This is a genomic window from Pseudoduganella sp. LjRoot289, assembly GCF_964252925.1.
Classification (GTDB): domain Bacteria; phylum Pseudomonadota; class Gammaproteobacteria; order Burkholderiales; family Burkholderiaceae_D; genus Rugamonas.
Genome location: NZ_CAXUPN020000001.1, coordinates 1673163 through 1695641 on the forward strand (window position 1 = coordinate 1673163; position 22479 = coordinate 1695641).

20 protein-coding genes are annotated in these 22479 nt (G+C 67.6%); 7 read left to right on the top strand and 13 right to left on the bottom strand.

The annotated features are described in order from the left end of the window. Position 1: 1 nt before the first annotated feature. Positions 2-1069 carry an ABC transporter substrate-binding protein gene (locus ACSQ8Y_RS07290; RefSeq protein WP_436265784.1) on the bottom strand — a complete coding sequence of 356 codons (1068 nt, stop codon included), beginning with the start codon at positions 1067-1069 and terminating at the stop codon, positions 2-4. Positions 1070-1248: 179 nt separating this feature from the next. Here ACSQ8Y_RS07290 and ACSQ8Y_RS07295 point away from each other — a divergent pair, with 179 nt between their 5' ends. Then, complete coding sequence (locus ACSQ8Y_RS07295; protein ID WP_436265785.1) at positions 1249-1803, top strand: hypothetical protein; 555 nt, start codon at positions 1249-1251, stop codon at positions 1801-1803. A gap of 96 nt (positions 1804-1899) precedes the next feature. Then, positions 1900-2520, top strand: a complete 621-nt coding sequence (locus ACSQ8Y_RS07300; RefSeq protein WP_436265786.1) for a type 1 glutamine amidotransferase family protein — start codon at positions 1900-1902, stop codon at positions 2518-2520. A gap of 78 nt (positions 2521-2598) precedes the next feature. Here the strand turns inward: ACSQ8Y_RS07300 and dsbD are convergent, their stop codons facing one another. Genes dsbD through mrtJ form a run of 6 tightly spaced genes read right to left on the bottom strand, consistent with a single transcriptional unit; the run spans position 2599 to position 9070 of the window. Next, the gene (gene dsbD / locus ACSQ8Y_RS07305) at positions 2599-4440 is read right to left on the bottom strand and encodes a protein-disulfide reductase DsbD (RefSeq protein WP_436265787.1); all 1842 of its coding nucleotides are present in this window, start codon (positions 4438-4440) and stop codon (positions 2599-2601) included. Between the two features lie 29 nt (positions 4441-4469). Next, positions 4470-5624: a DUF3570 domain-containing protein gene (locus tag ACSQ8Y_RS07310; RefSeq protein WP_436265788.1), complete on the bottom strand. Its 1155-nt coding sequence runs from the start codon at positions 5622-5624 to the stop codon at positions 4470-4472. Between the two features lie 17 nt (positions 5625-5641). Then, positions 5642-5881 (bottom strand): DUF4266 domain-containing protein, encoded by a 240-nt coding sequence (locus tag ACSQ8Y_RS07315; RefSeq protein WP_436265789.1) that lies wholly within the window; start codon positions 5879-5881, stop codon positions 5642-5644. After that, entirely contained in the window at positions 5878-6447 is a 570-nt protein-coding gene (locus tag ACSQ8Y_RS07320; protein ID WP_436265790.1) for a TlpA family protein disulfide reductase, read from the bottom strand. The genes ACSQ8Y_RS07315 and ACSQ8Y_RS07320 overlap by 4 nt, the downstream gene beginning before the upstream one ends. Continuing rightward, complete coding sequence (locus ACSQ8Y_RS07325) at positions 6444-8618, bottom strand: choice-of-anchor D domain-containing protein (RefSeq protein ID WP_436265791.1); 2175 nt, start codon at positions 8616-8618, stop codon at positions 6444-6446. Before ACSQ8Y_RS07325 ends, ACSQ8Y_RS07320 begins: the two co-directional genes overlap by 4 nt. A gap of 23 nt (positions 8619-8641) precedes the next feature. Next, the gene (gene mrtJ, locus ACSQ8Y_RS07330) at positions 8642-9070 is read right to left on the bottom strand and encodes a JDVT-CTERM system glutamic-type intramembrane protease MrtJ (protein ID WP_436265792.1); all 429 of its coding nucleotides are present in this window, start codon (positions 9068-9070) and stop codon (positions 8642-8644) included. 171 nt (positions 9071-9241) lie between these two features. On the opposite strand from mrtJ, the gene ACSQ8Y_RS07335 reads away from it, so the two are divergent. Genes ACSQ8Y_RS07335 through ACSQ8Y_RS07345 form a run of 3 tightly spaced genes read left to right on the top strand, consistent with a single transcriptional unit; the run spans position 9242 to position 11873 of the window. Then, positions 9242-9847 (top strand): RNA polymerase sigma factor, encoded by a 606-nt coding sequence (locus ACSQ8Y_RS07335; RefSeq protein ID WP_436265793.1) that lies wholly within the window; start codon positions 9242-9244, stop codon positions 9845-9847. Continuing rightward, on the top strand, positions 9844-10587 hold the full coding sequence (locus ACSQ8Y_RS07340; RefSeq protein ID WP_436265794.1) for a zf-HC2 domain-containing protein: 744 nt from the start codon (positions 9844-9846) through the stop codon (positions 10585-10587). The genes ACSQ8Y_RS07335 and ACSQ8Y_RS07340 overlap by 4 nt, the downstream gene beginning before the upstream one ends. Further along, positions 10584-11873 (top strand): S8 family peptidase, encoded by a 1290-nt coding sequence (locus tag ACSQ8Y_RS07345; protein WP_436265795.1) that lies wholly within the window; start codon positions 10584-10586, stop codon positions 11871-11873. Before ACSQ8Y_RS07340 ends, ACSQ8Y_RS07345 begins: the two co-directional genes overlap by 4 nt. A 38-nt stretch (positions 11874-11911) precedes the next feature. Here ACSQ8Y_RS07345 and ACSQ8Y_RS07350 read toward each other — a convergent pair whose 3' ends face one another. After that, positions 11912-13558: a methyl-accepting chemotaxis protein gene (locus ACSQ8Y_RS07350; protein ID WP_436265796.1), complete on the bottom strand. Its 1647-nt coding sequence runs from the start codon at positions 13556-13558 to the stop codon at positions 11912-11914. A gap of 440 nt (positions 13559-13998) precedes the next feature. On the opposite strand from ACSQ8Y_RS07350, the gene ACSQ8Y_RS07355 reads away from it, so the two are divergent. After that, complete coding sequence (locus ACSQ8Y_RS07355; protein ID WP_436265797.1) at positions 13999-14694, top strand: TorF family putative porin; 696 nt, start codon at positions 13999-14001, stop codon at positions 14692-14694. A gap of 46 nt (positions 14695-14740) precedes the next feature. Here ACSQ8Y_RS07355 and ACSQ8Y_RS07360 read toward each other — a convergent pair whose 3' ends face one another. From ACSQ8Y_RS07360 to ACSQ8Y_RS07370, 3 genes are read right to left on the bottom strand one after another with little or no spacing between them, the layout of a single operon-like run. Then, on the bottom strand, positions 14741-15715 hold the full coding sequence (locus ACSQ8Y_RS07360; protein ID WP_436265798.1) for a thymidylate synthase: 975 nt from the start codon (positions 15713-15715) through the stop codon (positions 14741-14743). Positions 15716-15770: 55 nt separating this feature from the next. Further along, positions 15771-17468, bottom strand: a complete 1698-nt coding sequence (locus ACSQ8Y_RS07365; protein ID WP_436265799.1) for a DEAD/DEAH box helicase — start codon at positions 17466-17468, stop codon at positions 15771-15773. Positions 17469-17482: 14 nt separating this feature from the next. After that, complete coding sequence (locus ACSQ8Y_RS07370) at positions 17483-18577, bottom strand: threonine aldolase family protein (RefSeq protein ID WP_436265800.1); 1095 nt, start codon at positions 18575-18577, stop codon at positions 17483-17485. Between the two features lie 148 nt (positions 18578-18725). Between ACSQ8Y_RS07370 and ACSQ8Y_RS07375 the strand changes: the two genes are divergently transcribed. Next, a complete protein-coding gene (locus ACSQ8Y_RS07375) occupies positions 18726-19406 on the top strand; it encodes a PEP-CTERM sorting domain-containing protein (RefSeq protein ID WP_436265801.1) in 681 nt (226 codons plus the stop codon). A gap of 50 nt (positions 19407-19456) precedes the next feature. On the opposite strand, the gene ACSQ8Y_RS07380 is transcribed toward ACSQ8Y_RS07375, so the two are convergent. Beyond that, positions 19457-21322, bottom strand: a complete 1866-nt coding sequence (locus tag ACSQ8Y_RS07380; protein WP_436269778.1) for an ABC transporter transmembrane domain-containing protein — start codon at positions 21320-21322, stop codon at positions 19457-19459. A gap of 38 nt (positions 21323-21360) precedes the next feature. After that, positions 21361-22407 (bottom strand): lipocalin-like domain-containing protein, encoded by a 1047-nt coding sequence (locus tag ACSQ8Y_RS07385; protein WP_436269779.1) that lies wholly within the window; start codon positions 22405-22407, stop codon positions 21361-21363. Between the last annotated feature and the right edge of the window lie 72 nt (positions 22408-22479).

Genomic DNA, 22479 nt, shown 5'->3' on the forward strand with positions numbered 1-22479 from the left:
TCTATTCCCAGTCCAGTTGCCAGTAGCCGTTCCTGGCCTGCGTCTTATGGGCCAGGACGGCGTCCGGCAGCGTGATATCCAGCGCCGCCAGCCGGGCCGGGTCGACCAGCACGGTCGGCTTGTCCTGGCGCAGTATCGGCAGCACCTCCGGCTTGGTGTGGTGCTTCAGTATCTTCGCCGCCTGCGCGCCAGCCAGGGCGCCCACCTTGCCGAACTCCGCGCCCACATACAGGGCCGCGCCGGGCACGCGCACCATCGCCAGCGTGACCACCGGCACCTTGTTCTCCACGCCGAAATCACCCAGGTCTATCGCCGCCTCGTAGCGGTGCAGGCCGTAGTAGGTGTCCAGCGGCACCGCGAACATCTGAACGCCTTCTCCCTGCCGGTGCAGCGCTTTCAATGACGGCACGATGCTGTCCGTCTTTGCCACCTGGCGCGAACTCACCGCCATGCCCATTTCCCGCGCGCTGCCGGCCGCCGCAGCGACGTTGGCCACGCCGTTTTCATCGTCGGTGTGGATCATGCCGATGCGGTTCGCATTCGGAAAGACGCGGTGCACCATGCCGAGCGAGTCGCGCATATTGGTATACAGCGTGGAGCCGGTAACGCCTGGGCCGCAGTCCGCGAGCGAGGCGCAGCCCGCGTCCACCGGATCGGCCACGGCCGTGAACACCAGCGGCACCTTGGCGTCCTCCAGTATCCCGCGCGCGTACTTGGTGGCCGGCGTGCCGATGGCCAGCACCAGGTCCGGCTTGGCGGCGGCGATGCGCTGCGCTTCCTGGCGTATGCGCATCACCACGCCGACCTTGCTCCAGAAGCCGCCGCGCTCGACGTCGAAGTCCACCTTCACGCGGTTCACGCGCAGGTTGCGGCCCGTCTCGATCTGGCTGACGCGCAGCGCCTCGATAAAGCCGGCATAGGCTTCCTGGTAGGGTTCGATGTCGGTCACCTGCAACACTTCGATTTTGAATTCCGGCGGCTGCTCCATGGTTTCCAGCGGCAGCGGCTCGATGGCGTGGGCGAGGGCATGGGAGGCGCAGAGCGCGGCGGCAAGGGCAAGTTTTTTCATGAGGTTTCCATGGCTGATGATCGATGGCCCCAATTTAAGCAGGAAACAATAATCATTCGGCAATTATCGACAGACCGCGCGAGCCAATCTGCATTCCGTCTCGGCCAGCGCAACAGTGCAGGGCTTTTCGCCTGGCCTGGGGTAGCATGCAGCCAGAAAAACTTATGTGAGGAGCAGCAATGAAATGGATCACACTGCTGGCCGCAAGCGGCCTGATCGCAAGTTCGGCGCTGGCCCCGGCCGCGGCATCGGCCGCCGCCGCCACACCTGCAGCCACCGCTGCGGCTGGCAGCGCCGCGCCAAGCGCTGCGCAGGTCAAAGCCGCGCACGACCTGCTGGCGTCCATGCAAGCCGAGAAGCTGACGCGCACGGTTGCCGGTGGCAGCAAGTTCGGCAACGAGCAGCAGCGCCTGGCCTTCATGGCCAAGCTGGATAAGGTGCCCGCCGACCAGGTCTACAGCCGCCTGGCCGCACCCGTGGCCAGGCTGGTGTCGGCCGAGACGGCAGCCGAAATGACGCGCTTCTACCAGTCGACCTACGGCCAGAAAGTGCTGTACAAGGCCTATAACGGCGGCCCATCCATGTACGACGAAGCGCCCAAGCCGACGCCGGCCGAAAAAGCCGAACTGGCCAAACCCGCCTATGTCAAAGCCGACAAGGAATTCCAGGCCGCCAAACCCGCCATACGGCACGAAGTCTTCGTTCTGGTGAGCGAACTGTCGAAAGCGAAGTAGGGAAATTCTCGATGGCAGCTTTGAATTCCTTAGCATATTGGCCAGATTGCCAATATCATGACTATTCGGACCGACGCCGGATAGGGAGGAGTTGCCATGAAGATTTATCTGATTGTGCTGAACACGCTGGCCGATTGGGAAATCGGCTACCTGACTGCTGAATTGCACAGCAAGCGCATGATGGCCGATCCCGGCCGGGAATGCGACATTGTCAAAGTCGGGCTCACCGCAGCGCCCGTCGCGACCATGGGCGGCATCGGCTTGACGCCGGACGTCGTCTTCGACGCGGTGCGGATGGAAGCGGACGATTTGCTGCTGATGCCGGGCGCAGACACCTGGCAGGCGCCGGAAACGGCGCCGCTGCTGGCCTTCGCCAAAGACCAGGTGGTGCGCGGCTACCGCGTCGCCGCCATCTGCGGCGCCACCGTCGGCCTGGCGCGGGTGGGAGTGCTGGACGGCAGGCAGCACACCAGCAACGACAAGGGCTACCTCAAGATGACTTGCCCCGGCTATACCGGCGAGCAGCGCTACGTCGAAGCGCCGGCGGTCCGCGACGGGAACCTGATCACCGCTTCCGGGCTGGCGCCGCTGGAATTCTCGTACGAGGTGATGAAAATGCTGGGCCTGTTCCGCCCCGAGACGCTGGACGCCTGGTTCAAGCTGTACTCGACCCGCGAAGCGCACTACTACGACGCCCTGGTCGCGTCGATGCGCTAGGACGCGGCGCTTGCCCAGGATGCCGGGCGTCTTCGAGCGAGCGACCGGCCCGGCCCAGCCCGGTCAACTTGCAGGTACTCAGCTCGGCCTGTGTGCACGCTGCAGCTGTTGGATGAAGGGCTCGGGCGGGATGTAGCCGATCAGGCGGCCCTGCGGTATTTCCTTGCCGTTGGCGTCGAACAGGATGATGCCGGGCGGGCCGAAGAGGCTGAATTTCTTCATCAGCGCGCGGTCGTCGGCGTTGTTGGCCGTGACGTCGACCTGGATCAGACGCATCTTCTTCATTTCCGCGCTGACGGCCGCCTTGGAGAACGTCATGCGCTCCATCTCCTTGCAGGCGACGCACCAGTCGGCATAGAAGTCGAGCAGCACCGGTTCCTTGGCTGCGGCCAGCACGGTTTCCAGTTCGGCCACGTTGCGGATGCGGGCGAAACGCGGTTCGTCGTGGCCCTCGGCCGCCAAGGTGGCCGCGCTGGCGCTGCCGCCGCGCAGATGGGCCAGCGGCTGCAGCACGTCGCGCCCGGCGCTGGCCGCGCCCACCAGTTCGAACAGGCCGCCCACCAGGAACAGCAGGCCAAGCGCCTTGGCCGCATAGGCGCCGGGCTTGCTGCCCGCAGGCAGCGCCTGGCCGACATGCAGGAACACGGCGCACAAGATGGCCAGGCCGCCCCACAGCGCCATCATCACGGCAACCGGGAACACCGGCGAGACCATCCAGATGGCGACTGCGACCAGCAGCAGGCCGAACACCTTTTTCACGCCGTTCATCCAGGCGCCCGCGCGCGGCAGCAGGCTGCCGGCCGAGAGGCCCGTCAACAGCAGCGGCACGCTCATGCCGCACGCCATCGAGAACAGCGCCCAGCCGCCTATCCAGGCGTTGCCCGTCTGGCTGATGTAGAGCAGGGCGCCGGCCAGCGGCCCGGCCACGCAAGGGCCGACGATCAGCGCCGACAGCGCGCCCATGGCGAACACGCCGGCGAAGCGGCCGCCGCGCAGCTTGCCGCCGGTTTCGCTCAGGCGCGTTTGCAGGCCGCCGGGAAGTTGCAGCTGGTAGACGTCGAACATGGACAGGGCGAGGCCGAGCAGCAGGGCACCGAAGGTCAGCAGCACCCAGGGTTTTTGCAGCGCGCCGGCAAGGCCTTCGCCCGCCAGGCCGGCGCCCACGCCGAGCGCCGTGTACACCAGCGCCATGCCCAGGCAGTAGGCGGTGGCCAGCAGCAAGCCCCGGCCGCGCGACACGCTGCCTTCACCGACGATGATGGAGGACAGGATGGGCACCATGGGCAGCACGCATGGCGTGAACGAGAGCAGCAGGCCGAAGACGAGGAAGGCGCTGCCGATACGCCACAAGCTGCCGCTGCGCAGCGTGCGCTGGGCCAGCGTGCTGTCGTCTTCCGGGACGTCGGACGCCGCCGGTGCGGCGGCGCCGGCCACGGCGGCGCCTGGCAGCTCGACCGCTGCAGGCACCAGCGCCAGCGTGCCGGTGCGCGCAGGATCGACCTTGAAGGCCAGCTCCATCGGCGGGTAGCACAGCCCGGCGTCCGCGCAGCCTTGGTAAGCGACCGTCAGCGTGAACGGCGCCGCTGCGCCGCCATTGGCCAGCGGCAGCGTCACCACCAGTTCGCGCTGGTAGGTTTCCATCTCCTTGTTGAAGTTCTCGTCGAAGGTGCGTACGCCGGGTGGCAAGTCCGGCTTGCCCAATGCGGCGCCGCCCTTGAAGGCCAGCCGTTCGCGGTACAGGTGGTATCCGGGTGCGATGGTCCAGCGCAGCACCAGCGTGCTGCTGTCGCGCAGTTCGCCGCGCAGCTGGAAGGCCTGCTCGGGCGCGAGAAAGTCATCGGCCGCCAGTGCGGTGCCGGGCACGCCGGCAAAAGCCAGCATGGCGCACAGCGACAGCAGCCAGTTAAGTACACGTTGCATCAGATCCTCCGATTGTCGATAGCCAGGTTCTACCACTGGCGCGTCAGGCCCAGCTGGATGCTGCGCGCGCGCATCGCATCCAGCCCCGGGCTGCCGCTGTTGAAGGCGCGCCAGGCGCCGCGCTGCTGGTAGGCTTCCACTTTCAGGTCCACGCTCCAGTCGCGGTTCAATTCCTTGGCGACCTTGAAGCCCAGCGTGACCGCCCCGAAGCCCGACAGGCGCTGGTCCGCGGACGAGAAGCGCGTGCCGCCGAACACGTAGCCGGGCGGGAAGGGCTCGCCCAGCCTGGCGTCGTACACCGGGTCGTAATAGAAGCTGGCGGCGCGCTGGCTGTAGTAGCGGACCGAGGGCGTCACCCGCCAGCCCTGCGACAGCGGCTGCACATATTCCGCCCCCAGCGTGTGGGCGCGGATGCCGAAGCTGTCCGTGTAATAGCGGTAGCTCAGGCGGCTGGTGCCGCCGCTGCCGTCGTGATGGTGGTTCCAGCGCGCCAGCAGCGTGTTCTGGTTGCGCTCGCGCGGCCGGTTGTCGAACGCCTTGTAGGGGTCGGAGAAATAGCCGTGGCCGTGGTTGCGCGTCAGGGTCAGCTGGGCGATGTCGCGGGGGCTGAGCACCTGCGTCACGCCCAGCATCACGTTGACAGTCTGCCGGCCTTCGCCGCTGACGATGTTGTTGACCGGGTCGATCGCGTCGTCCGAACCGCCCACGCCGAACGACCAGGTGGTGTTCTTGTCGATGCTGGAAACCGTGCCGGTCAGCGACAGCGCGCGCGACACGTAGTCGTGCTCGGTCGAATAGGCCGCGCCCACGGTCACGCTGCCGCGTGGCAGGTAGCGGGTGACGGCGACGTCGCCGGCGCGGCGCATGTCCTTCATGCGCGAGGCGCCCGATACGGCGGTGTGGTAACGCGGCGACGCGCCCGAGACATGATCCGATGTCAGCGTGCCCGACAGGGACCAGTCGCCGGCCACCGGCGTCACCAGCGCGACCGATGGCGCGGCCACGTGCACCCGGTCCAGGCCGGACTGGCTTTCCTCATAGTTCAGATATTTCACGCTGAGGGAGGCCCGTTCAGGCGGTTCCTCGGCGTGCACGGCCAAGCCCGGCAGCAGCAGCGCGGCTGCCAGAAGCGCGCTGCCCAACGGGGGGCGTTCGGAGAGTTCAGCGGAGTGTTTAGTATTCATGCGCATCCTTTTGCCGTTCAATTGCAGCCGCAGCCGCCGCCACCGACGCCGCCGCCGCCCGAAGCGGCTTCCTTGCTGGCGTAGATATGTTCGTTGTAGCGCGCCTCCAGCAGGTCGCCTTCAATCAGCATCTCGGGTTTGGCCAGCGCGCCCCGTTCCCAGGCCTGCACCGGTTTGACGGCGCCGCAGCCGGTGGCCGCAACAGCGATGGCGGCCAGCGCCGCCAGGCGCGCCAGTGTGGTCGTGGACGGGTTCATTTCGCCACTCCCAGCGCCGCGCGGATACGGCCCTCCAGTTCGACGCGGTCGGCCTCCCGGAATCCGCTGTGCTCGAACAGCACCCTGCCGTCCGGGCCTATCAGCACGCTGCTCGGCATGCCCTTGATGCCGTACTGGCGCGGCGCGGCGCCGGCCGGATCGAAGGCGATCACGAAACGTGCCGGGGTGGCGGCCAGGAAGCTGCGCGCATCGTCGGTCTTGGCGTCGAGGTTGATGCCCACTACCTGCAAGCCTTGCGCGCCGTACTTGGCCTGCATGTCGTTCATCCACGGGAAGGAATGGCGGCAAGGGCCGCACCAGGAGGCCCAGAAGTCCAGGTAGACCAGCTTGCCCTTGTATTGATCCAGGCGCACCGCGCCGCCCGGGCCGGCGAGCTCGAATGCCGGCGCCGCCTGGCCTGGCACGACCGCGGCGTGGATGGTCGGCGCAGACAGCAGCGCAACTGTGGCAGCGGTGGCGGTGGTGGCGACGGTCGTGCCTGCGGCGCCGAGTGCGCTCAGGACGCCCGCCGCGCCACGCAACGCCAGTTTCTGTACGAAGTTCATGCTGCCTCCTTGCTTGTGTTGTCATCGTTGCCTGGCTGGCGCGCCGCGCGGCGCCAGCCGATCACGCCCAGGGCCAGCAGCACCAGCAGTGCCAGCATCGGATCGTTGCCGTCGCGGGCGGCCGAGCAGCCGCCGCCTCCCTGGTTCTGCGCTTGCGCGGCGGTGGCGCTTGCGGCGCCAGCCTGCCCGGTCAGGGCGATGCTCCATGTGGCCGAGCCGTCGCCCTGCAACTTGACGTCGCCGGTGCTGGCGCCGGCGGCAGTCGGGGTGTAGCGTACTACCAGCTCGCAGGAAGCGCCTGGCTGCAAGGTGAACGGCATCGCCGCGCATCCCGTGCTGTCGCTCACGGCTGCGAACGGGCCGGTGAACACGGCGCTGGCCACGTTGAGCGCTGCGCTGCCGGTATTGGTCAGGCTGAAGCGTTTGGTGGGCGCGCTGCCGCCGACGGTGGCGGCGCCGAAGTCGTACGATTGCGGGGAAACGGTCAGCGCCGGGCCGGCCGCGACGGCCACGCCGTTGCCTTTCAGGCCGAGATTGAGCTGCACGTCGCCGTCGGTCACCAGCACCAGGTCGGCGCTGCGCGCGCCGGCCGCGGTGGGTTTGAAGCTACTGTCGATGGTGCAGCTGGCTGCCGGGCTCACGGTGCCGTTCACCGCGCAACTGCCGCCCAGGACGAAGTCGCCCGTGTGCGAACCGCCCAGCAGCAGCGTGGCGATTTTGAGCGCCGTGCTGCCGTCGTTGCGCAGCACGGTGCTGTGCACCGCCGAGCTTTTTCCGAGCTGGGTGTCGGCGAACGTCAGGGGGCTGGCGTCCGACAGCACGGGCTTGGCCGCAGCTGCGGTGGTGCCGGCGCCGGTGATGGCCACTTGCAGGTCCGGCGCATTGGAGCGCACCAGCAGGGTCGCTGCCACGTTGCCGGCGGCGGCGGGAGCGAAGCTCACCGGCACGGCGCAGCCGGCGCCGACGGCCAGCGTGGCGCCGCACGTGCCGGCGCTGGAGGTCACGCCCGCGGCGCCGCTGACGGCGATGGAAGTGATGCCGAGGGCGACGTTGCCGCTGTTGGTCAGCGTGACGTTTTGTGTGACGGCCGCGCCGCCCACGGTCTGCGTCCCGAAAGCGAGCACGCTGGGGTTCGGCGTCAAGGAAGCCGTGGCTGCGGCGCCGCTGCCGGACAGGCCTATCGTGGCATTGCCGTTGCCCGCGTTGGACACCAGGCTGATACTGCCCGAGAAAGCGCCCGCCGCCGTCGGCATTGCCTGCACGGTGACCGTGCAGCTGCCGCCGGCCGCCACCGGCGCGGCCGTGGCGCAGGTGCCGCCCAGCGTGAAGAAGCCGCTGTTGGCGCCGCCCAGGGAGATGCTGGTGAAGCTGAGCGGCGCCTGGCCGCTGTTGCTGACGGTGATGGTCTGCGTGCCGGAGGGCGCGTTGACCAGCAGCGCGCCGAAGTTGACGCTGGTGGCCGACACGGCGATGGTGGGCTGGGCCACGGCATTGCCGGTGCCGCTCAGGGCGACCGTGCTGGCGCCGCCGGTGGCGTTGTGGCCGATGGTGAGCGTGGCCGCGCGCGTGCCGGCCGCCACCGGCTTGAAGCTGACTTGCACGGTGCAGCTGGCGCCTGCCGCGACCGCGCCGCCGGCACTGCAGGTGCCGCCGCTGACGCTATAGTCGCCGGCGGCCGCGCCGGACAGTGCGATGGTGCCGACGTTGAGCGCGGCCGAGCCGGCGTTGGCCAGCGTGGCGGACAGCGCGGCGCTGGTCTGGCCGACGGTGGTGCCGCTGAAGGTCAGGCTGGCCGGAGTGAGCGAGGCGGCCGGCGCGGCCACTACGTTCGGATCGCCGATGAAGGCGGCCAGGTCGGCGATTTCGGCGCTGCTGAATTTGCCGTTGAACAGGCTGCCCATGCCGCCCTTGTTGGCGGCGAAGGCGGCGCTGATCACCGACGGCGCGTTGGCGCCGCGCAGGATGCCGCTGACATTGCTGGCCGGCGAGGGGCCGTGGCAGGAGGCGCAGTTGGCGCCCCCGCCCACTGGCCCGTTGAGGTACAAGCTCTTGCCGTTCAGCGCGTCGGCCGCCTGGGCCGACGCCAGGCTGGCGCCGATTGCCAGCAAGGCCAGGCAGGCGCTGCGCACCTGCCGTGGCAAGCCTGGGTGTTGCGGTCTATATACTGTCATCGCTGCTCCTGGTGGATTCGTTTTTAAAAGTTCGTATTGCAAAAAGTCAGGGCGTAGCCGTTGCACAGCGCGTGCACGGCGGCGCACAGCCGCCAGTCCCGCCAGCGCCGGTACAGCAGGCCCAGGGCGAGACCCGGCAGGAATACGGCGGCCGCCGCGCCCCAGCCGGCGCCGATATGCAGCAGGCTGAAACAGGCCGCCGGTATCAGCACAGTCAGCACAGCCACCGTCCTGCCGGACCCGGACCCGGACCCGGACCCGGACCCGGCGCCGCGCGCGGGGGCCGGCAGCGGGCTGCGCCGCATCAGCCATTCCTGCAGGCCGGCGCGCACTATCCATTCCTCCAGCAGCGGCGCCAGCAACAGCAGGCGCAGCAGCGTGGCCGGGTCCGTTTTCAGCAGGGGCGCGCCGCACAGGGCAGGGAGCGCAAGCAGGGCGGTATCAACTGGCACGGGCGGTCCGGAAGTGGTCATGTCACCCGGTCAATACTGGCAAGTTTGAAAAAGGTTCAAACGAAACCGGATTTATTTTTCGGCAGGGGGTGCCGTGTAAAATGAATTCAAAATTCTTTGAACCTTTTCGGTGCGCGCGCGTATATACCGCCAACAGGGAGAAACAGGCAGATGCGGCAGATGCTGAATGGAGGGGGGGCGGATGGCAGTGGCGCACGCAAGCATCCGGCCGAGGGGGGCGAACCGCAATTGCTGCGGCAGATCGCCGATGGCGACAGGGCGGCGTTCCAGGCCCTGTACCGCATCTATTTTCCCAGGCTGGCCAGGTTCCTGGACCGGATGGTGCGCAATGCGCCGCTGATGGAGGAGATCATCAACGACACCATGCTGGTGGTGTGGCAGAAGGCTCGGACCTTTGACCATAGTTGCAAAGTATCGACCTGGATCTTTGCCATCGCCTACCGGCAGGGGCTGAAGGCGGTAAACGCGCTGGACGAGCCGGTCGAGTCGGATTTCGAGCAGCAGGCCGGTTGCGCCAGCCGGGAGCCCGAGCAGGCTGCCTTGCAGCTGCAGCTGCAGCAGGACGTAGGCCGCGCGCTGGATGCGCTGCCCATGGAGCAAAGGGTAGTGGTGAGCCTGGCCTATTATCACGACATGGCTTACCAGGAGATCGCGCAGACGATGGATTGCCCGGTCAATACGGTGAAGACGCGGATGTTCCACGCGCGCCAGCGCTTGCGCGGCATGTTGTCCGCCCATATGGAAGAAATATCATGACTGTGAAAGAAGACGCGGACACGCACGGCACGGTGCAAGCCTTGCTGCCGTGGTTCGCCAACGAGACGCTGCCTGCGGACGAGATGGCGCTGGTGCGCGAGCATCTGCGTGCGTGCCGGCAATGCCGCGATGACGCGGCCTGGCAGCAGCGCCTGCGCGCGGCCGAGCCGCAATCGCCCGCCGGCCTGGACCCGGAACGTGCACTGGCGCGCCTGATGCCGCTGCTGGAGCCGGCCCTGCCAGCCGAATTCGAGGAGGCTCCGCAAACGGTCCTGCAGCCGCAAACGCAGCCGCAGCCACAGCCGCGAGCGCAACCCCAGCCGCGTCGGCGCGGCACGCGTGCAGGCTGGGGCGATCGCATCGTCTCGCTATGGCGCGGGCTGTGGTCCGGACATGGCTGGATGCCTTGGGCGCTGGCCGGGCAGGGCGTGCTGATCGCCGGGCTGGTGTTCCAGCTGCTGCCCGACGGCGCCAGCGATTACCGGGCGCTGAGCAATGGCGGTGCCGGCGCGCCGCCGCAGGCCGGCAATGTCGTGGTGGCGTTCCGTCCCGAGGTGCAAATGGGCCAGGTGCAGGCTGTCCTGCAGGCGCACGGAGCCCGCGTGGTGGACGGGCCGACCGTGACCGGCGCCTACGTGCTGGACGTGCCGGATGCAAGCCAGCCACGGGTGCTGGCGGCGCTCAAGGCCGATCCCCTGGTACAACTGGCGGAGCCGCTTGGCGCCCGGCGGGCGCCATGAAGCGCGTCCTCATCCTTTGTTGCGCGCTGCTGGCTATCGTCGCAGCCGGTTCGGCAGCGGCCGCCGGTACCGGCCAGGCGGCAGAATCGCACCCATCGCACCCATCGCACCCATCGCAGGCGAAGCAGCCCGCCCGCGAAATCCTCGTCATGCTGCACCTGCCCGCGCCGCACTTCCGGCCGGACAGCTATTACCCGCCCGACTACCGCGACGACGCCGGCCATGCTGCGCGGCGCCGCACGGCCGAGGCGCTGGCCCGCGAATACGGCCTGCGCCTGCTCGAAGACTGGGCCATGCCGGTGCTGAATGTGGATTGCTACCGCATGGCCGAGCCGGAGGACGCGGTGCCAGGCAAGATCGTCGAAGCCCTGTCGCGCGACCCGCGCGTGAAGTGGGCGCAGGCGATCGAGACGTTTTCCGCGCAGGGAGGCGGCGATCCGCTGTTCCCGGTGCAGCCGGCCGCCCAGCAATGGCAACTGGCGGACATGCGCAAGGCCGCCACCGGCCGCAACGTGACGGTGGCCGTGATCGACAGCGGCGTCGAGGCCGCGCATCCGGATCTGGCGGGCCAACTGGCGTACAAGGAGAATTTCGTCGACGGCCAGGCTTACGTGGCAGAGAGCCATGGCACCGGCGTGGCGGGCGTGATCGCCGCGCTGGCCGGCAACGGCGTGGGCATCGAAGGCGTGGCGCCGGAAGCGCGCCTGATGGCGCTGCGGGCCTGCTGGGAGCAGGCCGACGGCGCCACCCGCTGCAACAGCTTCACGCTGGGCAAGGCAATGAATTTCGCGCTGTTGCACGGTGCGCAGGTGATCAACCTGAGCTTGTCCGGACCGCCGGACCGGCTGCTGCGGGAACTGATCGACGTGGCCTGCGCGCGCGGCGTGCGGGTGGTGAGCGCAGTCGATCCGGCCAGCGCCGACGGCGGCTTCCCGGCCTCGCACCCTGGCGTGTTCGCCGCCACGGCCCTGGTGGCCCAGATGGTGTCCGGGCGCGTGCTGCTCGCGCCCGGGCGCGACATACCCACAGCGGCGCCCGGTGCGCGCTGGGGCATGGTATCGGGTTCATCGTTTTCCGCGGCCCACATCTCCGGCATGATGGCTTTGCTGAGCGAACTGCGGCCCGCGATGGCCCTGCCCAAGCTGCGTGCCAGCATCGTCATGCAGCCCGCCGGCCAAGCCCAGGCGGCCGGCATCGACCTGTGCGCCACGGTGAGCCAGCTGACCGGGAAGTGCACCTGTTTGTGCGGCAGCACGGCGAACCTGAAGGATGGGCGCGTTCCCTGACGCGGAACCGGGCAGCGCCCGCCTGCGTGCCGCCGGGATCAGGCGGCGGCCAGGCGCCCGTCCGTCACCAGCCGCAGCCTGGACGCCGCCGGCCGCTGGGGCGCCGCTGCGCCGTGGCCGCCGCCGGCGGTATTGTTGGTGATACTGTTGGTGGTAAAGGCCGCCACCACCTGCGTCAGGCAGGCGGCTTGTTCCTGCAGGGAGATGGCGGCCGCCGCAGCTTCTTCGACCAGCGCGGCGTTGCGCTGTGTGACCTCGTCCAGCTGGCCGATCGCCTGGTTGATCTGGTCCAGGCCCGAGCTCTGTTCCTGGCTGCCGCTGGCGATGTCCGCCATCACGCCGGCCACGCCGTTGATGCCCTGGACCACGGACTCCATGGTGGCGCCTGCCTGGCCGACCAGTTGCACACCTTGTTCAACCTGCTTCACCGAATTGCCGATCAGCTCCTTGATCTCCTTGGCGGCGGTGGCCGAACGGTGCGCCAGATTGCGTACCTCGCTGGCCACGACGGCGAAGCCGCGGCCCTGTTCGCCTGCGCGCGCCGCTTCCACGGCCGCGTTCAAGGCTAGGATGTTGGTCTGGAAGGCGATACCGTCGATGACGCCGATGATGTCGGAGATCTGCCGGGACGAGGTGTTGATGGCATCCATGGTCTGCACCACCTGCGCCACCGCCTTGCCGCCCTCGGCGGCCACGGCCGACGCCGATGCGGCCAGCTGGTTGCCGCGCAGTGCGTGCTGGGCGTTTTGTTTGACGATGCTGGTCAGCTCTTCTATCGAGGCCGCCGTTTCCTCCAGCGCGCCTGCCTGCTGCTCGGTGCGGGTGGACAGGTCTGCGTTGCCGTCGGCGATCTCGCGCGAGGCGATGGCGATCGCGTCGGCGCCGCCGCGCACCTGCTCCACGATGCCCGACAGGCTGCCGTTCATCTCCTTGAGCGCCTGCAGCAGATGGCCGGTCTCGTCCCCCGAGCCGACCTCGATCACGCTGCCCAGGTCGCCCGCCGCGACGGTTTGCGCGACGTGCACCGCCTGATTGATGGGACGGGTGATGGAACGTCCGACCGCCCACGCGGTCAGGCAACCCGCCGCCAGGGCCACGCCGGCCGCGCCCAGCATCAGCGTCAGTGCACGCGTGTTGCTGGCGTCGCTGTCGCGTTCATCCTGGCGGCACTTGGCCAGTTGCACCTCGACATAGCGCTGTATGGCGTCCTGCCAGGCGCCGGTGGCCGGTCCGGCCTGGCGCAGCAGATAGGTGACGGCTGCGTCGCGGTCGGTCTTGCTCAACTGTTGGAACTGGTCGTAGGTAGGCAGGGCGGCGTCGTGGCCGGTCTTGATTTCCGCCATCAGCGTACGGCCGGTCTGGTCCAGTTGCATCCCGTCGAGTGCCGCGTAGGCCTTGTCGTAGCGGGCCTTGGCGTCCACGATCTTTTGCGCCTCGATACGGGCGGCCGCCTCGTCCGATTGCAGGGCGATGGTGCGGATAACGCGCGCGATCACGTGCGTGGACTGGGACATTTCCTCCAGCAGCAGGATCTTCTGGAGATTGACGTCGACGATATGATGCATCGCGTGGCTGGCGGTGTTCAAGCCGGCGATGCCGAACAGCGCGACGCCCGCCAGCAGCGTCAGCACAATTGCGTAGCCGGCCGCGAGCCGCTTGCCGATGGTGAGATTGGTGAGTTTCATGTTTGCCTCCAGAGTAAGTACAGCTACGATGCAGCAGCCTGGAACTGGGGCCGGACGCCGTCACTGCGGCGCGGCCCGGGACGCGGAGGGGGCGTCAAGGCGCTGCATCTACAGGCGAGGACGTGGCCTGAAGGGAAAGTTTGTTGCCACCGTTACATTTGGTGAGAATTCAGGATAGCGTATGCCGCGCGGTTTGTCCCGGAAATACATGAGCTGATTCGAGCTGATTCTATTTTTGTTGTTTGTTTGGTCTCGCGGCGCGTGTCCGCGTCTTCCTGTTCAGCGGCGTGCATCTCTGGCATGATGGCAATAAGCGCAATTGTTAAACCACCGACCGGAAATATTCATGTTGATGCCCCAGCACGGCCAGGCTGAAGACCACCCGCAGTCCCCGCGTTTCCCCAGGTGCCGCGGTGGCCACCCAGGCGGCGGAGGCGCGGTTGCGTAAAGCGTGGGCGATCCTGCTGCTGTGCGGCTGGCAGGGGCGCGAGGCCCAGGCGCAGCTGAGCGGCAGCGCCGCGCTGGTGTCCGACCACGTGTATCGCGGTGTCAGCCTGAGCGACGGCGGGCCGGCGCCCCAGCTCAACCTGAACTATGATGGCGCCGACGGCTGGTATGTCGGCGGTTTCGCGTCCCGTTACAAGCTGCAAGGCAATCCGCGCAGCGGCACGCAATACATCGCTTATGCCGGCTACGCGCAGCGGCTGTCCTCCGGCTTGACGCTGGACACGGGCCTGTCGCGCTATGGCTATACGCCGGGGGCGAGCCTGAATTACAGCGAGGTCTACGCCAGCCTGGCGCTGGACAATCTGAACGCCCGCCTGTCTTATTCGCCGGACTACCTGGGTGCGAATGCGCGCAGCGCCTACCTTGAACTGAACAGCAGCCACGCGCTGGGCGCCGGTGTCAGCCTGTACCTGCATGGCGGCTACCTGGGCTACCTGTCCCCGGTGTCGTCGTACACCCGCCGCCGCACGCTGGACGGCCGCGTGGGGCTGGGTACCGCTTGGGAAGGCTGGCGCTGGCAAGTGGCCTATGCCATGACCCAGGCGCGCCGCAGCGGCTACGCCTGGTCCTATGGCGGCGCTTCCGGGTCGCGCGGCAGCCTGGTGCTGAGCGCCACCCGGCCTTTCTAGCAGCGCCGCTGCGGCGGGATGATGCGCCGATAAAGCGTTGCCGGGTTCAGACCGCCATGGGCGCGCTCAAGGGGGCGTGGTGCCGGTAGCCTTCCAGCATGAAGTCGGCGGGTTCGATCTTCTCCAGCCACTCGGGTTCATACTTGCCGGTTTTCGCATAGTCCGGCACGCGGTCCGAGATGAGCAGCCTGGGAGCGGGGAAGGGCTCGCGCGTGAGCTGTTCCCGCACCATGTCCATATGGTTCTCGTAGATGTGGGCGTCGCCGATGAAGTAGGTAAACCAGCGCGGTGTGTAGCCGGTCAGGCGGCCAACCAGGGCCAGCAAGGCTGCGCCTTCGGCCAGGTTGAACGGCGTGCCCAGGCCGATGTCGTTGCTGCGCACATAGAGGCACAGCGAGATTTCGCTGGTGGTCGCGTTGGGGATGAACTGGTACAGCAAATGGCAGGCGGGCAGCGCGACCTGGTCCAGCACGGACGGGTTCCAGCCGTGGAACAGGATGCGGCGGCTGCCCGGATTGCTGACGATGGTGTCCAGGCATTCGCGCAGCTGGTCGATGGCTTTGTACATCAGTACTTTTTGCACGCCGCCTTCTTCCAGCGGGGCTACCTGGCGGTAGCCGTTCTTTTCGGCGTCGGCGATCTGCGCGGCGGCGGCCGCGTCCAGCAGCTTGTAGCCGGGCCATTCGCGCCATTGCACGCCGTACACGGGACCGAGGTCGTCGGTGCCGGTGCGGTAGGGGTTGTCCAGCCACTGCTGGTTTTCGTTGGCGTTCTGGTCCCACACCTTGCAGCCCAGCGCGCGGAAATCGGCCGCGCTGCGCGAGGCGCGCAGAAAGGCGCACAGTTCGCCCACCACGGATTTGAACGCGAGTTTCTTGGTCGTCACGGCGGGGAAACCGTCCTTCAGCAGGTCGAAGCGCATCATGGCGCCCGGTACGCTGAGCGTGCGGATGCCGGTGCGGTTGTCTTGCCAGCTGCCGGTTTCGAGGACGGTGTTGATCAGATCAAGGTATTGCTGCATGTGTTCTCCAACGTGATGCGTGTTCTTCAGGGTGACGATTGTATCAGGCGGGCGGCTAGCGTTTTACGCTGCCGCGGCCGGTCTTTTTGCTCGGCGCGATGGCCTGCGCGCGGCCTTCGGAACGGGCGGTGGACTTGGCGCCGCGTCCGCCGGTGACGATGACGGCGCCTTTTGGCGCGGACGCAGCGCCTGCGCCCCGGCCTTGGCCCGGGCCCAGGCTACGGCCGGGGGCGCGGCCCGTGCCGCCACCACTACCACCTCCGCCGCCACCACCGGCGGCTTCGGCCAGCGCGCGCAGCGCCGCGGCATTGCTGCCTCGGCTGCCCGGCGCGACCACCTTGCCTGCCGGGGCGCCGGCCTTGCCCGCGCCGGCACCGCGTGGGGCACCGCCGGTGCCTGGTCCGCGTGCCGGGCCGCTGGCACTGGAGCCGCCGCCACCTGCGCTGCGCGCGGCCGCGCCCGCATTCTGGCCGCGCGCCGGGGCACCGCCTTTGCCGCCAGCCGCTTGCGCGCCCGGCGCAGCCTTGCCGCCGGCCGGGCCGGTGAAGGGGCGCTTCTTCTTGCCGCTTGCAGTTTCCTTGCCGGCCGGTTTCGGGCTGCCGGTTTCCGGCACGCGATGGTCGGCCTCGAAACCGGGCTCCTCTTCGCGCCGCAGCACCTGCCTGGTCAGCTTTTCGATGGCCGACAGCAAGTCCACTTCGTCCGCGCATACCAGCGAGATGGCCACCCCTTCAGCGCCGGCGCGGCCGGTGCGGCCGATGCGGTGGATGTAGTCTTCGGCCACGGTCGGCAGGTCGAAATTCACCACCAGCGGCAGCGCCTCGATGTCCAGTCCGCGCGCGGCCACGTCGGTGGCCACCAGCACTTGCACTTCACCGGCCTTGAACCGCTCCAGCGCGCGCAATCGCCCCAGCTGCGGCTTGTCGCCGTGGATGGAATCCGTGCTGATGCCCTGCGCGACCAGTGTCTTCACGAGTGCCTCGACGCCTTTGCGCGTCTTGACGAACACCAGCGCCTGGCCCCAGCGCTTCTTCTTGAACAGGTGCAGGAACAGTTCCGGCTTGTGCGCCTTGTCGGTGGTGATGATCCACTGCTTGACCGACTTGGTGGCCGTGTTGCGGGGGCTGACGGAAATCGACAGCGGGTCGTTCAGCAGTATCTGCGCCAGATCCTGCACATCGTTCGAGAACGTGGCCGAGAACATCAGCGTCTGGTGCTCGTCCGGCAGCGCGAGCAGGATCGCTTCCAGGTCTTGCGCGAAGCCCAGGTCCAGCATGCGGTCCGCCTCGTCGAGCACCAGCGACTGCAACTGTTCGAACTGCACTGCGCCCTGGCGGTACAGGTCCAGCAGGCGGCCCGGTGTGGCCACCATGACGTCCAGGCCCTTGTTCAGTTTCGCGATCTGCGGCTCGATCGGCACGCCGCCGTAGGCGACGTGGCAGCGCATCGGTATGTTGCGGCCGTAGCTGCGGAAGCTCTCGTACACCTGCTCGGCCAGTTCGCGCGTCGGCACCAGCACCAGGCAGCGCACGGCATTCGGCGCGGCGCGCTCGCCGCCGATGGACAGGCGCTGCAGCAGCGGAATGGCGAAGGCGGCCGTCTTGCCGGTGCCGGTTTGCGCGGCGGCCATCAGGTCGCGGCCCGCCAGTACCGGCGGGATGGCTTGCGTCTGGATAGGCGTGGGCGTGGTGTAGCCGACGGTCTCCAGCATGCGCAGCAGTGGATCGATGAGGCCTAGGGATGCGAAAGTCATGGGATTCTTTATTGTTATTGTCTGGAAGCGGCCAGGTCGGCGCTCCAAAGTGAGAGGATGTCGTGCAGGCGCTGGTCCGGAAGGGCCAGCAGGTTGTCGCCCACATACCATTCTGTGACGCAGTGGCCAGGCAGCTGGGCGTGGCCGACGCGGTTGAACAGCCACACGCCGTGTTTTTCAGCGTGCCGGTTGCGGATGGCGACGGCGAGGTCGCGGGCTACCGGCATATGCAGATGCAGCAGGTTGGCCTGCGGGCGCGATGGATTTGCGGTCAGCAGCGGGAAGCTGCGCAGCGTTTCATACAGCGCCTCGGTGCGCTTGAAGTAATGCGGCATGGCGGCCAGGCGCGCGTCGAACTGCATGGCGGCCGCCACGACGTAGGGTGTGCGGTGGATGACGTTGCCGCCCTGGCGCCGGAACCATTCCTGCGCCTTCGCCACGAAGGCGGGATTGCCCAGCAGCACCGCGCCGCCCAGGCCTGCTATGCCTTTGTAGAGCGAGACGTAGACCGAATCGAAGCCGGCGCAGATGTCGCGCAGCGGCTTGCCGTAGGCCGCCGCGCATTCCCACAGGCGGGCGCCGTCCATGTGCAGGTGGATGTTCTGGGCACGGCACCAGGCCTTGATGGCTTCCAGCTCGTCCCAGCTTGGGCACTGGCCGCCGATCTCGCGGGCCGGCAGTTCCAGCGAGACGGCGCCCAGCTGCTCGGGCAGCGCCTGCAAATCCTCCAGCGTCCAGGGGCGGTGCGGATCGCCGATCTGCAGCGCATGGAAGTGGCCCAGCAACTGGTGGTTGCCGCGTTCATGCTTCAGGATGTGGGCGGTGGGATGCAGCCCGACCAGCGTGCTGCCGCGCTCCGCGCAAGCCAGGCGCAGCGCCGTCACCTGCGTCATGGTGCCGGTGATGCAGAAGGCGCCCGCCTGGTAGCCCAGCAAATCGGCGATCTTCTGCTCGAAAGACTGGATCAGCGCGCCGTCGCCGTAGGTGTCATGTTCCACGTTGTTGGCGGCGCACCAGGCGGCCATCGCCGCGAAGGTCTCGGCCGGCGCGGGCTGGCGATGGCCGGGCAATACGGTATGGCACATCTGGCGCAGTTCGGCGTCGGTCACGGGCAGTCTCCTGAAAGACGTGATTCTACAGGAGGCGCGGCGTACCAAAAAATTCACGCCTTGGTCTGGCTGGCAAAAGAATGGTATATAATTGCTTAAAGAAAAACTATGTTGTCATTAAGTACTTAAATCCAGCCGGAATCCACCGATGAATAAATTATTGAAGGCACTCCTTGTTGCCACTATCCTTATCTCCAGCGTTGCTCAGGCGGTCGTCGTGCGCGGCAGCGGCACTACAGCCCTGATCGGCGGCGACCTGACCGATCCTGAGAACAACGGCAATCCCGAGGCGGATGTCGGCTACAACGCGTCCTTCCGTTCTTCCGTTGAGCAGGGCTTTGGCGGCGGAGAATACGCCTTCAACGTGTTCGACAACCAGGTCGGCGGCGGCAACGACAAATGGTGCTGCGACGGCGCCACCGTCTGGGTCGAGGCCAATTTCGGCGCCAAACGCTACAACCTGACCAAGTTCACCGCCGCTTCCGGCAATGACGCCCCGGAGCGCGACGCCGACATTTGGCAGATACAGGGCTCAAACGACGGCATCAACTACACGTCCATCTTCAGCTACAACAACAACGGCGTGTCGGCCTGGGGCGGCAATCGCCTGCAGGTCCTTGAATACAGCAAGGCTGGTGGCGATTTCAGCTCGAATGCCGCGTACAGCATTTTCCGCTACCAGGCGACGTCCGTGGTAGGTGAAGGTGGCATGCACCAGTTGAACGAGCTGGAATTCTTCGGCACCCAGGTGCCGGAGCCGGGCACGCTGGCACTGAGCGCCCTGGGTTTGATCGCCCTGGTTGCCGGCCGCCGCAAGAAGCGCGCATGAGCTGAGCAAGCCTTCGCAAAAAGAAAAGCCGCAATTTGCGGCTTTTTTTCTTAGTGCATCACGTGCACGTTGTGGAACTGCAGCGCGGCCAGGTTGGCGTAGATGCCGCCCAGCGCCACCAGCGAGGAGTGGGTGCCGGTTTCGACGATTCTGCCGTCTTCCATGACGATGATGCGGTCGGCGCGCTGCACGGTCGCCAGGCGGTGGGCGATGATGACGGTGGTGCGGCCCTGCATCGCGGCCTCCAGCGCACCCTGCACCAGGCGCTCGGATTCGGCGTCCAGCGCGCTGGTGGCTTCGTCCAGCAGCAGCAGCGGAGGATTCTTCAGCAGCGCGCGCGCGATGGCGATGCGCTGGCGCTGGCCGCCGGACAGGCGCACGCCGCGCTCGCCCAGGAAGGACTGGTAGCCGTTCGGCAGGCGTTCGATGAACTCGTGCGCGGCGGCCAGCTTGGCGGCCTGGATCACTTCCGCGTCGGTGGCGCCGGCGCGGCCATAGCGGATGTTCTCCATCGCGTCGGCCGAGAAGATCACCGTATCCTGCGGCACGATGCCGATGGCGCCGCGCAGCGTGTGCAGGTCGAGCTGGCGGATGTCGACGCCGTCGAGCTTGACGGCGCCCAGCTGCGGGTCGTAGAAACGCAGGAAAAGCTGGAACAGCGTAGTCTTGCCGGCGCCGGACGGGCCGACCACGGCCACCGTTTCACCGGGCTTGATGTCCAGCGACAAGTGCGACAGCGCGGCCGCGTCCGGGCGCGACGGGTAGTTGAAGGTGACGTCGGCCAGGGTCAGCGCGGCGCCGTTGGCGGCGCGCGGCGGCAGCGCCAGCGGATGCGCGGGGTTCTGGATGTCCGATTTGACCGACATCAGTTCCAGCAGGCGCTCGGTGGCGCCGGCCGCGCGCTGGGCTTCGCCCATCACTTCGGACAGCGCGCCGATGGCGCCGGCCACGATGGAGGCGTACAGGATGAACTGGCCCAGATCGCCGCCGGTCATCGAGCCTGCGATCACGGCGTGCGCGCCCAGCCACAAAACGAACACGATGGTGCCGAACACCAGCACGATGGCCAGCGCAGTCAGCATGGCGCGCGCGCGGATGCGTTTCATGGCCGTGGTGAACGCGCCTTCGACCGAGGCGCCGAAGCGATCCGTTTCGATCTTCTCGTGCGTGAAGGCCTGCACGGTGGGCATGGCGTTCAGGATTTCGCCGGCCACGGCGGAGGCGTCGGCGATGCGGTCCTGCGAGTCGCGCGAGAGCTTGCGCACGCGGCGGCCGAACATCACGATGGGCAGCACGGTCAGGATCAGCAGGCCGATGATGATGGACGAGAGCTTGATGCTGGTGACGAACAGCATGGCCAGGCCGCCGACGAACAGCAGCACGTTGCGCAGCGCCATGGAGATGCTGGTGCCGACCACGGCCTGGATCAAGGTGGTGTCGGTGGTGATGCGCGACAGCACTTCGCCGGTCTGCGTGGTCTCGAAGAAGGCCGGGCTCTGCTTGACGACGTGGCTGTACACGGCGCTGCGGATGTCGGCCGTGACGCGTTCGCCCAGCCAGGACACCGTGTAGAAGCGCGCCGCCGTGGCCAGCGCCAGGACGGTGGCCACGCCGAACAGCGCCAGGAACACCAGGTTCACGTTTTCGATGCTGTGCGCGCCGGCCGAGGCGCCGAAGCCCAGGTCTATCATCTGCTTGAAGGCGGCCGGGATGGCGAGCGTGGCGCCGGCGGCCACCACCAGTGCCACGCCGGCCATGGCGAACTGGCGGCGGTAGGGGCGCAGGAAGGGCATCAGCCCTTTGAAGGCGGCCAGGCTGCCCTTTTTGCTGTCGCGTGCGTCGCTGGGGGAGGATGGCGCGGCGGTGCTGCTTGGGGTGCCGGCGCTGCTGGCGGTGCGGTTGATACTGTCGGTCATCGTGTTGCCGTTGTTATTGGTGAGCGTGGTGAGCGTGTTCAAAGTTTCATGGGCCTTACATAGCCGGTCAGTTCCAGATAGCCGCGCCCGGCGCGCGCGCCGCCGCGGCTGACCGTGGCCGCGCCCTCCCAGTACACCGCGCCCGTGCTGCGGCGCGAATCGAGCTCCTGGTCGTCCTGCAGGGGCGCGATCTGCCACAGCGTGTTGCCTGTGGCGAGCTGGGTGGCGACGGGATACTCGGCATTGGTGCGGGGCGAACGCCACCGCCGTTGCGGGGTAAAGCTGACCTGGTCCGGCGAATACTGCGTGATCTTACCGGATGCATCGCGCCATGTCGCGTGCGCCCATAGTTTAGCACCTGTTTTGCTGCGGATCTGGAATGCCATCAAAGCGCCGCCGTCGTCCAGGTTGGCGCCGACCCAATCCCAGCCGGCGGCGTCGGCGTCGAGCACCTGGCTGGACCATTCGTGATCGAGCCAGGTGCTGCCGCTGACGGCCTGCGGCTGGCCGCCGGCGCGGGTGATGGTGCCGCTGGTCTGCAGATGCGGCTCGCTGTAGTAATAGCTGGCCTGCGCGGGCTTGGCGCCCTTGCGGGAATAGCCCTTATCGCCCTGCAGCAGCGTGGGCTGGGTGGGCGTAAGCGTGAGCTTGAGCGTGAAGCTGGCGGCGGCCAGCGTGACCTGGTAGCTGCCGTCGGCGGCGCGCACCATGCGCCAGTCGTCCAGTTTGACGTCGGTGTTGCCGGGCTTGGCGTAGGCCAGGCCGAAGCCCTCGCGCGCGCTGCGCTGGTCGTGCAGCAGCTTGCCCTGGCTGGCGTCCGACAGCGCCGCGTGGCCGACGATGAGCTGCCGGGGCGCGAATCTGCTGGGGTTGGCGCGGCCGTGGCCGGTGGCGCTGCGGAAAAACGTGACCTGGTAGCCGATGTCCTTGCCATCGGGCGTCTTGAGCCAGCCGGTGGCGTACCACCATTCGGTTTTGTAGTCGGGGTGGGCGCCGAAGTCCTGGGGGAAGGATAGCGCCGTGCCGGGCGGCAGAGGTGTGACGGGCGCGAACTCGGGCGGCGCAGCCAGCGCCGCCGCCGTCATTCCCGCGTACGCGGGAATCCATAGGGCGCGTCCCAGCAGGCGAAGTATGGATTCCCGCCTGCGCGGGAATGA

Coding starts and splice junctions, on each gene's coding strand:
- ACSQ8Y_RS07290 (WP_436265784.1), bottom strand. CDS start 1,069: ATGAAAAAACTTGCCCTTGCCGCCGCGCTCTGCGCCTCCCATGCCCTC.
- ACSQ8Y_RS07295 (WP_436265785.1), top strand. CDS start 1,249: ATGAAATGGATCACACTGCTGGCCGCAAGCGGCCTGATCGCAAGTTCG.
- ACSQ8Y_RS07300 (WP_436265786.1), top strand. CDS start 1,900: ATGAAGATTTATCTGATTGTGCTGAACACGCTGGCCGATTGGGAAATC.
- dsbD (WP_436265787.1), bottom strand. CDS start 4,440: ATGCAACGTGTACTTAACTGGCTGCTGTCGCTGTGCGCCATGCTGGCT.
- ACSQ8Y_RS07310 (WP_436265788.1), bottom strand. CDS start 5,624: ATGAATACTAAACACTCCGCTGAACTCTCCGAACGCCCCCCGTTGGGC.
- ACSQ8Y_RS07315 (WP_436265789.1), bottom strand. CDS start 5,881: ATGAACCCGTCCACGACCACACTGGCGCGCCTGGCGGCGCTGGCCGCC.
- ACSQ8Y_RS07320 (WP_436265790.1), bottom strand. CDS start 6,447: ATGAACTTCGTACAGAAACTGGCGTTGCGTGGCGCGGCGGGCGTCCTG.
- ACSQ8Y_RS07325 (WP_436265791.1), bottom strand. CDS start 8,618: ATGACAGTATATAGACCGCAACACCCAGGCTTGCCACGGCAGGTGCGC.
- ACSQ8Y_RS07335 (WP_436265793.1), top strand. CDS start 9,242: ATGCGGCAGATGCTGAATGGAGGGGGGGCGGATGGCAGTGGCGCACGC.
- ACSQ8Y_RS07340 (WP_436265794.1), top strand. CDS start 9,844: ATGACTGTGAAAGAAGACGCGGACACGCACGGCACGGTGCAAGCCTTG.
- ACSQ8Y_RS07345 (WP_436265795.1), top strand. CDS start 10,584: ATGAAGCGCGTCCTCATCCTTTGTTGCGCGCTGCTGGCTATCGTCGCA.
- ACSQ8Y_RS07350 (WP_436265796.1), bottom strand. CDS start 13,558: ATGAAACTCACCAATCTCACCATCGGCAAGCGGCTCGCGGCCGGCTAC.
- ACSQ8Y_RS07360 (WP_436265798.1), bottom strand. CDS start 15,715: ATGCAGCAATACCTTGATCTGATCAACACCGTCCTCGAAACCGGCAGC.
- ACSQ8Y_RS07365 (WP_436265799.1), bottom strand. CDS start 17,468: ATGACTTTCGCATCCCTAGGCCTCATCGATCCACTGCTGCGCATGCTG.
- ACSQ8Y_RS07375 (WP_436265801.1), top strand. CDS start 18,726: ATGAATAAATTATTGAAGGCACTCCTTGTTGCCACTATCCTTATCTCC.
- ACSQ8Y_RS07380 (WP_436269778.1), bottom strand. CDS start 21,322: ATGACCGACAGTATCAACCGCACCGCCAGCAGCGCCGGCACCCCAAGC.
- ACSQ8Y_RS07385 (WP_436269779.1), bottom strand. CDS start 22,407: ATGACGGCGGCGGCGCTGGCTGCGCCGCCCGAGTTCGCGCCCGTCACA.